Source organism: Cylindrospermum sp. FACHB-282 (assembly GCF_014697195.1).
Classification (GTDB): domain Bacteria; phylum Cyanobacteriota; class Cyanobacteriia; order Cyanobacteriales; family Nostocaceae; genus Cylindrospermum.
Window position 1 is genome coordinate 41494 of record NZ_JACJRJ010000017.1, and the last position, 15540, is coordinate 57033.

Annotated in this window: 9 protein-coding genes; 3 read left to right on the forward strand and 6 right to left on the reverse strand. The window is 41.4% G+C overall.

Annotation, left to right across the window (positions count from 1 at the left end; translation table 11 throughout):
• Position 1 precedes the first annotated feature (1 nt).
• Entirely contained in the window at positions 2-445 is a 444-nt protein-coding gene (locus H6G32_RS11070) for a hypothetical protein (RefSeq protein WP_190458057.1), read from the forward strand.
• A 124-nt stretch (positions 446-569) separates the two neighbouring features.
• Here H6G32_RS11070 and H6G32_RS11075 read toward each other — a convergent pair whose 3' ends face one another.
• Positions 570-902 (reverse strand): low molecular weight protein tyrosine phosphatase family protein, encoded by a 333-nt coding sequence (locus tag H6G32_RS11075; protein ID WP_190458058.1) that lies wholly within the window; start codon positions 900-902, stop codon positions 570-572.
• Positions 903-1091: 189 nt separating this feature from the next.
• On the opposite strand from H6G32_RS11075, the gene H6G32_RS11080 reads away from it, so the two are divergent.
• On the forward strand, positions 1092-2510 hold the full coding sequence (locus H6G32_RS11080; RefSeq protein ID WP_190458059.1) for an AAA-like domain-containing protein: 1419 nt from the start codon (positions 1092-1094) through the stop codon (positions 2508-2510).
• On the opposite strand, the gene H6G32_RS11085 is transcribed toward H6G32_RS11080, so the two are convergent.
• Positions 2453-6094: an AAA-like domain-containing protein gene (locus H6G32_RS11085; RefSeq protein ID WP_190458060.1), complete on the reverse strand. Its 3642-nt coding sequence runs from the start codon at positions 6092-6094 to the stop codon at positions 2453-2455. The genes H6G32_RS11080 and H6G32_RS11085 overlap by 58 nt on opposite strands.
• Before the next feature lie 299 nt (positions 6095-6393).
• On the opposite strand from H6G32_RS11085, the gene H6G32_RS11090 reads away from it, so the two are divergent.
• Entirely contained in the window at positions 6394-8340 is a 1947-nt protein-coding gene (locus H6G32_RS11090; protein WP_190458061.1) for a serine hydrolase, read from the forward strand.
• A gap of 53 nt (positions 8341-8393) precedes the next feature.
• Here the strand turns inward: H6G32_RS11090 and H6G32_RS11095 are convergent, their stop codons facing one another.
• The 4 genes from H6G32_RS11095 to H6G32_RS11110 all read right to left on the reverse strand — a co-directional run bounded on the left by H6G32_RS11095 (position 8394) and on the right by H6G32_RS11110 (position 15486).
• The gene (locus tag H6G32_RS11095) at positions 8394-8567 is read right to left on the reverse strand and encodes a hypothetical protein (RefSeq protein WP_190458062.1); all 174 of its coding nucleotides are present in this window, start codon (positions 8565-8567) and stop codon (positions 8394-8396) included.
• A gap of 14 nt (positions 8568-8581) precedes the next feature.
• A complete protein-coding gene (locus tag H6G32_RS11100; RefSeq protein ID WP_190458063.1) occupies positions 8582-8893 on the reverse strand; it encodes a hypothetical protein in 312 nt (103 codons plus the stop codon).
• A 98-nt stretch (positions 8894-8991) separates the two neighbouring features.
• Positions 8992-10611, reverse strand: a complete 1620-nt coding sequence (locus H6G32_RS11105; protein WP_190458064.1) for a PfaD family polyunsaturated fatty acid/polyketide biosynthesis protein — start codon at positions 10609-10611, stop codon at positions 8992-8994.
• 171 nt (positions 10612-10782) lie between these two features.
• Positions 10783-15486, reverse strand: a complete 4704-nt coding sequence (locus H6G32_RS11110) for a non-ribosomal peptide synthetase (protein ID WP_190458065.1) — start codon at positions 15484-15486, stop codon at positions 10783-10785.
• Positions 15487-15540: the final 54 nt, after the last annotated feature.

A 15540-nucleotide genomic window follows, 5' to 3' on the forward strand; every position in this document is an offset into this window, starting at 1 on the left:
GATGCAACGCCTGTTTAAACAAACTTTTCTGCTTTCAACAACTGCGGCGATGGCATTGCTATTTGCAGGTTGTGGAGAGACTAAAGTTGCTCAATGTAATAAACTGATAAAAGTTGCCAATGAGGCAGTTACAAGTCAGCAATTTAGCAAAAATACACAGCCCCAAAAAGGTTCTAAAGCCTTGACTGAAGCTGCTGTCAAGGTAGATAATATCGCCAAACAATTGCAAGCACTAGAAATCAAAGATGAGAAATTGCAAGGATTTAAGGGACGCTTTCTCAAACTCTATCAGGATACTAGCACGGGATTAAAAAATACTGCAAAAGCCGTAGATAAAAAAGATATCTCATCTGCGAATCGCTTTTTGGCATCTCTGAAAAACATTGCTAGTGATGAAAGTAAATTAGTGAAAGAAATTAATAGTTACTGCATTGATAGTAGATAAATTATGATATCAATTATAGCGGTTTTTATTTGAATGAAATACAAGTTCGTCGTCATTGCTTCAGCGATTTCATAAACTTGATTGATGAGATTTCAATGTAAACCGCTATATTGAATCAACTTTTTTACTCAGGAATCTTTAATAAAGGCAAAACCTTCTGCTTTAATAACTCAATTAAAGCAGGTTCCATGTATTCATAATCATCTGGTATATCCAAACAGATAACTCTCTTACCTTTGAGAAAAGGTTGAAAATTTTTCGACAACTTGCTTTTATGAGATTTTTCCATAACAAAAATCATATCAGCCCATTCAATGGCTTCTGTTGAAACTGGTACTTCAGCATATCTGTCTAAACCTGCTGATTCTACCTCTAGTTCTGCATATTCAGCAAACACAGCCTCAGCTGTAGGACTGCGTAATTTATTTCTGCTACAAATAAATAAAAGCTTTTTCATGCACTCACAAAATGTTGAGGTAGGTTGGATCACAATTTAACGGTAAAACCCGCAATTTATTCTATAGCAACACATACGCTCCGGGACACAGCGACGCTATATCTATCTACCCCAAGTCAGTATCCGTATCTCGGCGGCCACCCTGCAAGATGTGAGAGTATGTAAACGTATTCTTACAAAGCTGCTTCTATGATTGATCAAGTGGCTGGCGAGTTCTGTCATTGGCCTCTCGGTGACGGTGTAGTCCACTGGGCGGACTCAGAATCGGAATTTTCTTGGATAAAAGCCAAAGAATTTGCTGTTCGAGTTGTATTCACAAATACGGGGAAATACCTGAGTGATATTGAAATGAAAGTACTTCAGGGTTCCTGGGAAGGGAAAACTTATGATGAACTAGCCAAAATTTACGGCTATAGTGCTGAGTATCTTAATAAAGATGTTGGCAATAAATTATGGAGCAAGCTTTCAGAGGCGTTAGGACAAAAGGTTAGTAAAAAGAATTTTAAGGAAGCGCTTCTCAGAGCAGGAGAGGAACAACGGAATACATTTAGTAATAAAAATGAACTACTGCCAGCATCCCCATCTGCGACGGAGGTACCATTTCCAGAGGGGTCAGAAGCTCTAGATTCTCCTTTCTATATAGAACATTGCGGTATCAAGTCTCTCTGCTACGAGACCATTTTGAAGCCTGGTTCTCTAATTCGGATTAAAGCACCGAAACTAATGGGCAAAACCTCATTAATGACCAGAATTCTGGCTCATGCTGCTAATCAAAATTATCAAACAGTGTATTTGGATTTGAGCAGTGTAGATCGAGCAATTTTAACGAATTTGGATAAATTCCTGCGGTGGCTCTGTCTGATGGTTGGTCGGCAGTTAAGGTTAAAAAACCAGTTAAATGATTATTGGGATACTGAGATTTTAGGCAGTAATGATAACTGTACAGTGTACTTTGAGGAGTATTTATTGGCAGAAATAGACTGTCCAGTGATACTAGGGTTGGATCAAGTGGATCGGGTTTTTGCCTATACTGAAGTGATTGAAGACTTTTTGGGGATGCTGCGAAGCTGGCATGAAAAGGGGAAAATTTCCCAGAGATGGAAACAACTAAGACTGGTAATGGCACATTCCACCGAAGTTTATATCCCCTTGGACATGAATCAATCTCCGTTTAATGCAGGAGTGCCAGTGGAGTTGCTGGAGTTTGATGTTAAGCAGATACAAGATTTAGCTCACCTTCATGACCTGAATTGGAATCATAGCCAGGTTGAGGAATTAACGAGGATGGTTGGGGGACATCCCTATCTAGTGCGGTTGGCAATGTATTATGTTAGCTCTCTTAAGGTGACACTGGAGCAGCTATTGCAAGAGGCTCCCACAGAAGCGGGAATTTATAGCAACCATTTGCGGCGACACTTGGAAACGTTGCAAAAATCCCCTGAACTAGCTTTGGCATTGAAACAAGTTGTTACGTCATCAGAACCGATTGAATTAGATTCAATGCAGATTTATAAATTGCACAGTATGGGGTTGGTGCAGAGGCAAAACAACTATGTCACGCCTCGGTATAACTTGTATCGCGAGTATTTTCGCAGAGTTTTGGTTTGACAGATTTCGCTAAATTTTCTCGCCTCTTCAGGATGGGAAGCAAAGTAATCTTCCAGCCACAAGCAACCTTGGTTAATAAAACTATCTAAATCAAGTTCTAAATTCCACAACTTGATAGTATTGTCAAGCCCAGCAGACGCTAGTGTTTTACCATCTGGACTAAACATCAGGCTAGTAACGCTGCCGAGGTGTCCTTCTAAGGTTGATATTTCCAGACCATTTTCTACATTCCATACCCTCACAGTACCGTCATCGCCAGAGGAAGCTAAAGTCTTACCATCTGGACTGAAACTGATATTAGTTACATCAGATAAATGTCCTTTTAGGGTAAACAATAATCTGCCATTTTCTGCATTCCATAGTTTGACTTTACTATCGGAACCACCAGAAGCTAAGATTTTACCATTTGGACTAAAACTAACGGTCTGTACCCAACCGCTATGTGCGGGAAAAGCCTGCGTTAAAGTAGCTGTTTTTAAATTTAATAGTAGTATATTACCGTCACTACAAGCCACAGCTAGAGTTTTTCTATCTGGATTAAAAGTTAAATCCGCTACAATACTGCGAGGTTCTTTAAAGGTTTTCAATAACCTACCATCTGCTACATTCCAAAGTTTTACAGTACTATCGGAACTGCCAGAAGCTAAGGTTTTTCCATCTGGACTAAAGCGAACTCTCCTAACCCAAGCCTGATGACCTTTGAGAGTTTTTAGTAATCTACCATCTTGCGCATTCCATAACTTAACTGTTTTGTCATAACTGCCGGAAGCTAAAATTTTCCCATCGGGACTAAAACTTACACTTACCACCGGAGCTTGATGACCGTTAATAGGTTGAAGTAAAGTACCATTTTTGCTATTCCATAGCTTTATTTTAAAGTCGTCACTACCAGAAGCAAGAATCTTCCCATCGGGACTAAAACTTACAGTTTGAACGTTAGCGCTATTTCCTGTAATCGTTTGCGGTTCCCTAACCTCTAAATTCCAAAGCTTGATTGCACTATCCATACTTCCAGAAACAAGAGTTTTGCCATCTGGACTAAAACCGATACTCCAAATTCTCCCACGATGTCCTTTGAGAATTTGCGGTTCGATTCTGTTGTCGTTTATGTCCTCTAAATTCCACAACTTTACATTACTATCGGAACTGATAGTGGCTAGAGTTTTGCCATCTGAACTAAAAATCGCACTCCAGACGGCTCTGCGATGGGTTGGGAGATTTTGCAGTAGAGTTCCATCTGCTACATTCCACAGTTTCACTATGCCTTCTTCATCGGTAGAAGCTAAGGTTTTCCCATCGGGACTAAAACTTACACTTCTGGTATTAGTTTTATGATCTTTAAGAGTATTTATGAGGGTTCCATTGCCAATATTCCACAGCCTCACAGTTGTATCAAAACTTGCAGAAGCGAGAGTTTGACTATCGGGACTCCAACTAATATGAGTAACAATGTGGGTATGTCCTTTAAGGGTTTTTAATAACGTAGCATCTGCTGTTTTCCACAACTTGATAGTACCATCAGAGCTACAGGAAGCGAGAATTTGACCATCAGGACTAAAACTAACAGTTCTCACCCAGTCACTATGAGCGTTAATAGTTTTAATTAAACTCTTGTGCGTTACATCCCACAACTTTACTGTTCCATCTTCACTGCCAGAAGCTAAAATCTTGCCACGAGGATGAAAACTCACACTCCAAATTCTACCAGTATGTCCTGTCAGGGTTGATATTAATGTAGCGGGTCTAGCATTCCACAGCCTTACCGTACCATCTTCACTGCCAGAAGCTAAAATCTTGCCATCGGGACTGAAAGTTACACTTCTGATAGCACCAAGATGACCAAGTGTGCGATCGCGTTCTCTAACATGATAAATTGCCTGTTGTAGCCCCCTCGTTACTTGTGTCTGTGTATCGGTGCTGGCTGATTTTTCTAAGTTTTTCATTTGTTGTGCTGCTTGTAACGCTTTCAGCAGTGCTTCAAAAGGATTTGAAACTAAATCTGCTTTAGAGAATAAAGTTTGCAGCACAACTTGTTTTTCTGCTACTTCATATTGAGCTTTTTTTACTTGCAATTGGATCAAGATTGCTGTGATTACAGAAAGTAGCAAAACTACAGAACCGATACTAACAATGCGGGTAGAACTGCGTTTGGCTTGAGTTAGTTCAAGCTTTGCTTGTTGTTGAGCTAAAACTAAAGTTTCATTCGCATTTGCTAATATCCGACTTTCTTCTTCTTGGACAGCTAAAGCCTGTTGAACTTCTCGCTTATCTAAATCCTGGCTAGTTGCTAAAAAACGATAATCAAGTGGACTTAAACTTTGATTATTTGACCATGAAAGTGCATCTTGCAATGCTTTCCCTCGCAATAGCCGCGATTCATCCTGATAAGTGGAAGCCAGCCAAGCATTAAAAGCCTCAAAGTAAGGGCGCAGCTTTTTTAATTGTTTCTCTACCCACTCCCAATTAAAAACTTGCTCGTAAATCCGGTTGTAAACTTTTAATTTTCCCTGGTGTTGCACGACTAAACCTGACAGTCGCAATTCTGTTTGTTCGGGACTACCATCCGCAGAGATCCCCCCAACCTCCCTTTTAAAGGGGGGGTTTAGATTCTCCCTCCTTTGGTAAGAGGGGGATTGCAAAATTTGTTGATATAACCCCAACAACTGCCCTGCTTTTTGCTGATTTCTCAGGATGCGATCGCGAATCGTCCTCAAATGCTCTGGTTCATCTTGGGATTCCCAATTTTCAATAATTCGTGACTTCACCACCTGTTCAACTGATGGGGAATTTCCTGATGCTGATTCCTCAATCATCAGCTTGCACAGCTTTTGGGTGAGAAAAGGTTGTCCACCTGTCCAGTCTAGTATTTGGGCGATCGCTTCTTGGGGATTGCTCACCTTTCCCGTCAAACCATCGGTTAATGGTTGGACTTCGTGAATCTGGAAGCCTTGGAGTGCGATCGCTCTACCAATATTAAACGGTGTTTGAGTTTTATCTGCAATTAAATCTGAAGGAGTCGCCACTCCCAACAGAGCAAATGTGAGACGCTGATATTTTGGTTCATCCACCCGCCGATTATAGAAAAATCGGATCAGGGCAAAAAAATCATCTACGGAAAAACTCTGGCTCAAAACTCGGTCAATTTCATCGACAAAAATCACAACCTTTTGTTCAATCTCTTCTAATAAAACTTCTTCAATAAACAAACTCAATCGCTGCACGGGTGACAAGAATTCCCGCTGCTCTTTCCACCAATTCCGCCATTGAAATTTATTACCAAGCTGACAACTGCTTACCAGAGATTGGACAAGTCCGGCATACCACTTTTCTACTGTGACATCTTCCTTACCAATTCCGGTTAGGTCAATAAAAGCACACAGAACCCCTTCTGCTTGCAGTCTTTGCATCGTCCGCACCCGCAGGCTAGATTTACCCATTTGCCGCGAATTCAGCACGTAACAAAACTCACCTGCTTTCAAAAGAGTGTAAAGGTTTGAGTCTGCTTGTCGCATTACATAGCTTGACGCATCAACTGGAAGACTGCCGCCTAAGTGATATTCATAATTAGCTATATCTTCTCTCATGATTGCCATCAGCAAAAGCTTGGTTTGATTATACGATAACTGCCTTGACTATCTAGAGTTTGACTAGAAAACCTGATTTTTTCCTATTTGGGTGATGTTTCCTCAGTTTGTCCCTGATTTTTTCCTATAAATTCTGAAACTAAAACTATTTATCAGTTGCTCTAAATACCTGATTTCCCCCCATTGTTACTCTAATGTTTTAGCAAGAAACTGATAACAGAAAGCGAAAGGTGCAGTCAAAAACACAAACAGCAATTATCGCTTTCAATTCAATCAATTAAAAATACAAGAGATTAATTATGAATACAATACCGTCTACAGGCGAAGCCTGGCCAGCACTTGAGCAAAAGGTCGATAGTCTTGTCGAAGCCTTAATTGCTAAAAATAATTTGCCGGGAATGACCATTGCCGTTACCAAAGAGGAGAAGCTTATCCTCTTGAAGGCCTATAGCTACGCTCTCGTGGACGGAACAAGAAAGTTACCGATGAAACCGTGCCATCGCAGTCTATTCGGAAGTGCCTGCAAGCCTCTCGTCACCGGAGCAGCCGCCTTCCAGTTGATGAAATCGAAGAACATCGATCCCAAGTCAACGAGGCTCTATGGCCCGAAAGGATTTTTTGGTGGCATTTTTGATGCAGACATCGATATCGGCATCAAAGCCCACGCTCCCGAATCAGCCAAGTGGAAGGAATGGTACGAAAAAATCACCATTCAACATCTGCTGGATCATAAAGCTGGCTTTATAGGAAGTGGGAATGTGAAAGGTGCGGCTCAGATGTTTGGCGTATCGGAAGATCAGCTGACCTATGAACAAGTGCATCGTCACTTTCTGCGTACCACTCAACTCTATTATGAACCTGGGACGGCTCACCCAAAGTATATGCCTGGGACACAAGAGGAGTTCGATCCGTACTCAAATCAAGGCTTTGGCTTGTGGACTATACTCATCCCGAAGATGTCAGGCAAATCTTACCTAGATTACGTCCGGGAAGACTATCTTAAACCCATGAAACTACTCAATGCCGTGCAGCCAGGAAGAGTAAATCCAGATTCATGCGATGCGTGGGGTCATAAATACGATGCGGATAAAAAGCTGGAAGCATTGCCCTTTATGGATTACAAGCTAGGCTTGGCGGCTGGAGGATTCAGAGCCTCAGCTGAGACTCTGGCTCGGTTGATGGTCGAACTTGATAAAAAGTATACGACAGAAGAACTCGACAGCATGGGCTGGTTTAATGAATCAAAACGTAAACTAGGACACACCGGTGGGCTTGGAGGCGGGACAGCCTATGTGACGATGTTCCCCAAAGGCAATATATCTAGTCCTAATGTGGATCTGAGCGAGGTTCACGTTGCCATTCTCACCAACATAGGCACCAAAGGCAAAGATTTGGTCAGCCTTGCAGAAAAAATTGCTTTAGCTGTTCCGCCTGCCAATGTACCTGCAACTTTCGATATCTGGAAAAATGGCAAGTCCGACTGTTCCTGTGAATACGTTCGACGCGGAGTGCCGGCGAACCAGTATCAACAGGTTTTTAACGAAGCTTTTGAATCGGGCTATCGACTCGAATGGATTGATGGGTATACCGATGACGGGAAGGTACATTTCAACGTGATCTTCCGAACCAATGACCCGGCGATCGCTTGGGCTAGTCATCACAACATGACGGGTACTACCTATCAGCAAAATTTCGACAAGTACCGCGATCAGGGTTTTTGGTTGGAACACGTCGATTCTTATGCGGTCGGTAATGAAGTTCGTTATGCGGCTATCTGGACTAAATCGAATAACGCATATACTGCTTATCATGGCAAAACCCAAGCAGATCATCAGGAAGCATTCGACTCACTGACGAGCCAAGGATGGAAACCCAAGGTTATATCTGTAGCTTCAGTTCAAGGTAAACTGTTCTATACTGCTCTGTACACCAAGGAGGCGATCGGCAACTTTGAGGCCCGCTCATTCCTTACCCCCTCGGAATACCAGACCAAGTTCGATCAGAACACTGCTAACGGCCGATATCTCCACTATCTGAACAGCTATGTCCACGAAGGGAAACCCCGCTTCACAGCTATTTGGGCTTCTCTGCCCAAAGTGTCGGGTTTCAAAGCCAACCACGGGCTGACTGGCGATAAATTCCAAACCATCTGGGAAGATGCGCTCAGTGCCGATTTTAGGACACAGGCGATCACTGGCTATGAAGATGCTGGCAATGTTAGATTTGCTGCCTACTGGACTAAGTAGACAATTAAAGATGTAGGGTGCGCTATGCGATCGCTCTTTGAGTCTACAAACAACTAAGAGCGATCGCTGATGGTGAAGTCCTTGCTTGTTGGCGGAACGCCCCCAGCAATCCCCGTCCGGGCGAATCCCATCCGGGACGATTGTCCAATGTCAAAACCATCTCTGGCTCCGGCAACTTTCTTGTTGTCAAGATGGCAAACGAGAATCGGACTGTATTGTACGCGCATTTGAAGTTCTCACGTTATTTTAAAGAAGACAAGATATCTAGAAACATATCTTGCAGTCCATAGCGACTTAAAATTTCATCCAATCTTTCCCTACGCTCTGTCATTTCTACCTGCTTAATTTCAAATATATTTAATAACAGCGAAATAACTTCTTGAATTTGTTCGGTTGATGGCTGATTGCTAGCTAGTTGTTCAGACAATTGGCGAATTCGACGAGCCGCTGGCAGCACTTCTTGCTTGTATGCTTCCGTATCATCATTATTATTCGGAGTGCAAGCGATCGCTTTCTGCACGCTACCAAGAAATGTGGGTACGTAATTAACCATATTATCCTCTTTTGAATTGTTACGAATTTTTAAATGAGAGTGTTTTTCTGTCAGCTATCTAAGATGAAAATATGTAGACTAGATAGAAGTTATATTGATTAAACTTCAAATCGTCTAGGTGCAAATTGAAATGCTTCTTCTGGTAAATTTATGCCTTGCATAGATAACATCCTGGCTCGAACTACTGCCGCTGCACCGTGTAAAATGTTTAGTCCTACAACTGCAACGTTACGTTCCTTGTGATTTTCCATAAAACTACCTTTTACCCAGTGGTTGAACGACCCCATAACTGGACCGCACCAAATTTGAAAATCAACGCTGCGATCACTTATTCCTTTTTGCGCCCAACGCGAACTCAAACCCAAGTACCAACGAAATACTAGTGCTATTTTATATTTGGGTTGTTTGGCTGCTTTTATTAGTTGCTGGGGATCTCTCAAACTAAAATATTCAGACACTAATTGCCACACTTCCTCGAAAGAAGCACGTAAATAACGTTCTTCGATGTCCTTACGTTCCTCTTGGGGAATTTGCTCCCACGAAGGGTAATTGCGGTATAGTTGGTAAAGTTTTTTAGCACGACTAGGGAATAGAGTACGGTTTTTTAAAACTTGTACTTGTGAGCCTAACTCAAACATATCTGCTGCTGGTGCTATGTCAGTTTGATTCATTTCGGCTTCTGCTAACATTTCTTTGACTATTTCTGAAGTGCCAGCTTCCACACAAGATTGATTGATCGAACCTGTGACAATATAATCTGCACCAGCAGTAAAAGCAGCAGCTGCTGTTGTCGGCGTACCAATTCCACCTGCTGCACCTACTCGTATTCGTCGAGTATAATTTCTTTGCGCCATAACTACATCACGGACATTTTGGATGGCAGACAGGAGTGCTAGTGTAGGCATTCTATCTGTGTGTCCCCCAGAATCACCTTCTACTGTAATATCCTCTGCCAAGGGAATTTCTAAAGCTAACTGGGCTTCTTCTTGAGAAACTAACCCGTCAGCCAATAGCTTCTCTACAATTCTCCATGGTGGAGGTTCCATGAATTGCTGTGCTAACTCCGGACGCGAAAGTTTGGCAAAAATATGATGATTAGCGATCGCCTGATTATCTTTCCCTCTTTGGAGACCTTTGATTCGGTAGTAAACCAGTGCTGGGGTAATTTGTGTAAATGCGGAAGCTTCGATACGGTTTACTCCATATCGCAGGTAAAGATTAATTGTATCCCATTCAATTTTAGGTGAGATGGGATTGCTTAAAAGGTTAAAGCCGTAGTTTTCCCGTCCTGGAATAGATGTTTGAATCGTTATAATTGCTTGTTCAATCTGATTCAAGTCTAATCCTCCAGAACCAAAAAAAGAGAGCATATTGTTTTTTGCCATAGCAATAACCATCTCGGTAGAATTAATACCTCCAGCCATTGCTCCCGCGACATAAGCATAAATGACTTTATGGGTATCTAAAAAAGTTGAACACCCTAAATTACTTGGTGAAAAAGAGGGAATAAAACCTATTAATGGGTAGGCATTAGTAGGAAGATTATCAGTGAGGTCAGTGATGAATTTACCAGTATTAGTAAAGCGAATATCACCAGATGGGTGTAAATAAGCGAAGACACAATTTCTCGAATTAGCAAGAACTGCTAAAGAAGAAAGATATTCTTCGTCTGATAAAATAAGGTATCCCAGCGTTGTAGTTTTAGTTGTTAGCTGCATAATCTTAAATACATTTGATTTAATATCATGTTTGTTTGCTGCCTCATTTTTATATCTTTTTTCTTTTCTTGGTGTTCTTAGAACCTTGACGGTTTAATCATTGAGACGTCGATGTAGGTGCAGGAGCAGGAAAGAGACCCAAGAAAAGTAACAGTTGTTGGATTTCGTGCCTCAACTTAACCTACTTGGTGCTTCTTGCAAAAACCCAACTCGAACAAAGAAATCTATGTAAGTACCTAGTAAAGTTTCATCAACTGGAGGACATTTAATCGAACTCCCTTCTAGTGCTTGCACAGTTTTCTGACAGTCATATTTAGGAAAGTTTAAGTGTACTTCATGAAATTCTTCCAGCACTGCCCCATAGGGGTAAAGCGCATTATCCGCAAAGTTGACGCTATTCATTAATCCGTAACGCCACTTCTCTAAAGGCATTTCTTCAAATTGATAGCCAATACTCCGCAGCCAAGTAAACATCTGCGTGGTATGGATCGGTGAACGGTTGGTAACGTGGAATGCTTCACCAAGAGATTGGGGTTGTAAGCTCAAATATACCATCGCCTCTGCAACATAATCTACTGGGGTGAGGTCAATTAAGCAATTGGCTATTGGCAAAGATTTCATCTGAATTGAGCCAGCCAAAATCGCATAAATGAAGTGTTGGGGAACGCACATTCCTGTTTTGCTGTGTCCCGATACCTCCCCAGGACGATAAATTGTCACTGGCAATCCGCGATCGCGAGCTTGAAGCAGCATCTTTTCTGCTACCCATTTTGTTTCATCATAAGCCATATTTAGGTGCAGGTTATGGTCGATACTACTGTCGTTATTAAAGACGCGATCTGCTCCCATAGGCCAAATTGCAATTGTGGAAACAAAATGAACAGGCTTGATTTTGTTTTTGAATCCTAATTTAATAATCTCCCGCGTTCCATTAACATTGATATCCTTAAGTGCTTGGTAGGGATAGATAAAATTCACCGCCCCACCGCTGTGGAAAATCATGTCGATGCTTTGAGAAAGTTGTTCAAACTCGTTTTGAGCAATTCCTAAATTCTCTTGAGATAAATCTCCTATCACGGGCAAAATTCTTGCTTTGTAGCTATCGTCCCAAAGGTCAAAATGTTTGAGACTCTTGATCAATTTGGCTTTACCTGATTCTACTTCTTCACACCGTACTAAACAGTAAATATCAGCTTTAGTCCTTGCCAGAAATTGTTGTAACACATAAACACCAACAAAACCCGTAGCACCTGTCAGGAAAATTTTATTTAAAGTTTGCTTTGGCTCATAAACAAGTCCATCACCGTTAATTACCGGGTCAAGTAATGCTTCTTGATTGAGGAATTTGAAGCGTTCTTGGACAGCAGTACTTGCTTGATCATAAACTTGAGGGTTGATAGTAGTCGCTGCTACCGATTGTTCCTCCCGCAATTTATCTATTTTCTGCGCTAATTCTGCTATAGTTGGGTCGGCAAAAAACTCCCTCATGGAAAGTTTGGTTTGGAACATTTGCCGGATTTTTAAGATAAGTGGTGTCATCAATAGTGAGTGACCGCCTAATGCAAAGAAATCGTCATAGACTCCTATCTTTTGCACTCCCAGTACTTCTGACCAAATACGTTTTAATATTTCTTCTGTTGGGGTGCGTGGTGCGATGTAATTTTTACCCAATTTCATCTGATTGGTGCTATCTGGTGCGGGTAAAGCCTTGCGGTCAACTTTACCATTGGGCGTGCGCGGCATTTGTGAAAGTATGATGAAAGATGCCGGAATCATGTATTCGGGGAGTTTTTCTTTCAGGAATATTTGAAACTCATCCATCGTATTGGAATTACCCTGATGCAAAACTAAATAAGCTACTAGTTTTTTATCCTCTGATGATCCTTCCCAAGCTACCACTACAGTTTCCTGCACTGCTGGATGTTTGAGTAAAAGGCTTTCTATTTCTCCCAGTTCAATACGGAAACCACGAATTTTGACTTGATGGTCTATACGACCCAAATAGGCAATGCGACCATCGCTGAGATAGCGTACTAAGTCACCTGTTTTGTAAAGACGAGAATTAGAAACTGATGTAAATGGGTTAGAAATAAATTTTTCTGCTGTAATTGATGGGCGATTTAAATAACCTCGTGCTAACCCCATACCGCCAATTAATAATTCTCCTGGTACACCCACAGGCACTGGTTGGAGATATTTGTCTACAATGTAAACCTTAGTATTTCCTAAAGGCCGACCGATTGTAACTGCTTGTGTTGTCCCTTTTTCTATTAGTGTAAATGTGGAATAGGTTGTAGATTCGGTTGGCCCGTAGAGGTTGTAAACCTTCTCCACAGCCGTTTGATTGTATAGTTCCTGAGTTAACTTGTTAGCAAGTGCTTCACCAGCCAAATTTACTGTTCGTACAGAACTGGGAATTGTATTTTGTCGCAATAGTTCTGCGATTACACTTGGTACTGTATTAATCAGAGTAACTTCTGAGACTGCGGGTAAAGTTGGCAGGTGTAAAGCATTATCTGCAACAATTACTTTACCGCCAGTGCTTAAGGGGAAGAATAATTCAAAGATAGAGAGGTCAAAGCAGACAGAGGTAGAAAATAAGACACCATTGCTATCTTGGACATCAAATGTTTCTAGTGCCCAGAACAGGAAATTTACCGCGCTACGGTGTTCAATACCAACGCCTTTTGGCGTACCAGTTGAACCAGAAGTATAAATTACGTAGGCGAGATTCTCAACTGCTACTTGCTGATGTAAATTGCTGGTTTGCTGTTTAGCAATTTCACTGGCATCTTGATCAATATCAATTACCTTAACTTGTTGTTCGGGTAATTGCCCGATTAATTTGGCTTGGGTGAGTAATACTGATACACCAGCATCCTCCAACATAAATGAGAGTCTTTGTTTCGGGTATGCTGGGTCTAGGGGTATGTAGGTAGCTCCTGCCTTCAAAATACCCAATAATCCTGCAACTAAATCAGCAGAACGTTCTAGGCAAATACCAACCATCGTCCCAGTACCAACACCTAGCGTTTGTAAATACCGCGCTATTTGATTAGCGTGATCATTGAGTTGTTGATAGGTTAAACGTTCTTCACCAAAAACAACAGCAGTATTGTTCGGTGTTTTCTCGCACTGCCGTTCAAACATCTCGTAAATGGTAAGATTTTGAGAATAAACTTTGTCAGTTTGATTCCAGTCTGACAATAATTTTTTCAGGTCGGCCTCAGAAACTAATGGTAATTTGTAGATGGGGTCTGCACTACTTTGAGCAATTGCTTTGATCGTGGTTTTGAAACTAGCCATCCAACGACTTACTGTAGCGCGATCAAGTAAGTCCGTGCTGTAATCACACTGGAGTTGAAGATTTTCTCCCGTACCTACAAGTGTTAAGCTCAGATCGTAACGAGTGTATTGAATCGGTGGCGTTACACTTTCTACTTGTAAATTTCCAAACTGCGGTAGCGCCGTCTCAGGTTCCATGTCTAGGGAAACTGTAAACATTACAGAACGACTTTGATCGCGTTCCGGGTTAAGTTTTTGAATCAAAGAAGCAAAAGGATATCCTTGATGGTCAAAAACATTGAGCATTAGCGATCGCAAGGAAACCAAATACTCAGCAAAAGTTAAGCTGTCTTCAATTTTGGTACGCAGAGACAGAGGATTAACTGTATTTGCTACAAGTTTTTCTGTATTTGCTTGCAGCGAATCAGCTTGGCTAAAAACACCAAGGACAAAATCATCTTGTTGAGTGATGCGATGCAGAAAGATATTGAAAGCGGCTAAAAATGTCAAAAATACCGTTGAATTGTACTGCGAACTGAATTTCTTGAGGCTGGAAACTAGCTCGGCATCTAAAGGAACAACCAAGCGCGAACCGCGATAAGATTTAACTGCTGGACGTACTTGGTCTAGGGGTAAATCTAAATTGGGAATGCCATCTTGGTATAGTTGAAGCCAATAAGCTTCTGCCTCTGAAAACTCTGGTGAATCTTCTTGTTTTTCGATCAGTTCGATATAATTACGAAACTGAAGCGGTGGTTTTAAATTTGCTGGTGTACCATTGACTTTTTCGCCATACAAACTAGCAATTTCTGAGGAAATGATGTTGAGCGATCGCTTATCCACAATCAAAGCATGACCTGTCATCACTAGCAAGTGAATATTACTATGCAGTTTGACAACGCTGGCGCGGAACAAGGATTTTTCCATGTCAAAGCTACGTTGACCTTCTGCACCTAGCCAAAAACTAACTTGTTGCTGTAATTCTTCACCTCTGTAGTGAGAAAAATCAGTCAGAGGTATTTCAAAATTCATGGATGAGGCGATCCGCTGCACATCTTCATCCAAACTTAAACTAATGCGTAAAACTTCATGGCGATTAACTGTTGTTTGGAGTGCCTGTTGCAATGCTTCGATATCTAAAGCACCGCTCAGTTTGAAAATAATTGTTTCATGATAAGCAATCGAAGCTCCCTCAGAGTAACGCGCTAAAAACCAGATTTGCTTTTGCATTTCTGTGAGGGGAATCTCGATGAAATCTGAGTCAATTGATTGTTCGCTGTCTAGGGAAAAATTATTTAGATCAAGACTAGATATTGATGCCCGGTTTTGTATCAATTCGACGATGTACCCAGACAAGAGGTTGATATTTGTGTAATTGTCAAATACCTTCCGCATTGAAGGTCTAACTTGGAAGGTTTCAGAAACCACCCGAAAGACATCCACTAGCACTAGGGAACTTGCGCCCATTTCTAAAAATGGCATGTAGACATCAATTTCTGAAAGTTCGAGTTTGAGTGCTTCTGCGATGATTTGACAAAGAGTAGCTTGTACTTCTTTTTGGGTGATTGATGTATCAATTTGAGCAGACATTACTAATCCTTTTGTTATTTATTAAAAAGCCAGAAAAACCAACAAAAAAGAGCA

Excerpts from the sequence above, each read along its gene's own strand:
- H6G32_RS11070 (WP_190458057.1), top strand. The coding sequence starts at position 2 with ATGCAACGCCTGTTTAAACAAACTTTTCTGCTTTCAACAACTGCGGCG.
- H6G32_RS11075 (WP_190458058.1), bottom strand. The coding sequence starts at position 902 with ATGAAAAAGCTTTTATTTATTTGTAGCAGAAATAAATTACGCAGTCCT.
- H6G32_RS11080 (WP_190458059.1), top strand. The coding sequence starts at position 1,092 with ATGATTGATCAAGTGGCTGGCGAGTTCTGTCATTGGCCTCTCGGTGAC.
- H6G32_RS11085 (WP_190458060.1), bottom strand. The coding sequence starts at position 6,094 with ATGAGAGAAGATATAGCTAATTATGAATATCACTTAGGCGGCAGTCTT.
- H6G32_RS11090 (WP_190458061.1), top strand. The coding sequence starts at position 6,394 with ATGAATACAATACCGTCTACAGGCGAAGCCTGGCCAGCACTTGAGCAA.
- H6G32_RS11095 (WP_190458062.1), bottom strand. The coding sequence starts at position 8,567 with ATGCGCGTACAATACAGTCCGATTCTCGTTTGCCATCTTGACAACAAG.
- H6G32_RS11100 (WP_190458063.1), bottom strand. The coding sequence starts at position 8,893 with ATGGTTAATTACGTACCCACATTTCTTGGTAGCGTGCAGAAAGCGATC.
- H6G32_RS11105 (WP_190458064.1), bottom strand. The coding sequence starts at position 10,611 with ATGCAGCTAACAACTAAAACTACAACGCTGGGATACCTTATTTTATCA.
- H6G32_RS11110 (WP_190458065.1), bottom strand. The coding sequence starts at position 15,486 with ATGTCTGCTCAAATTGATACATCAATCACCCAAAAAGAAGTACAAGCT.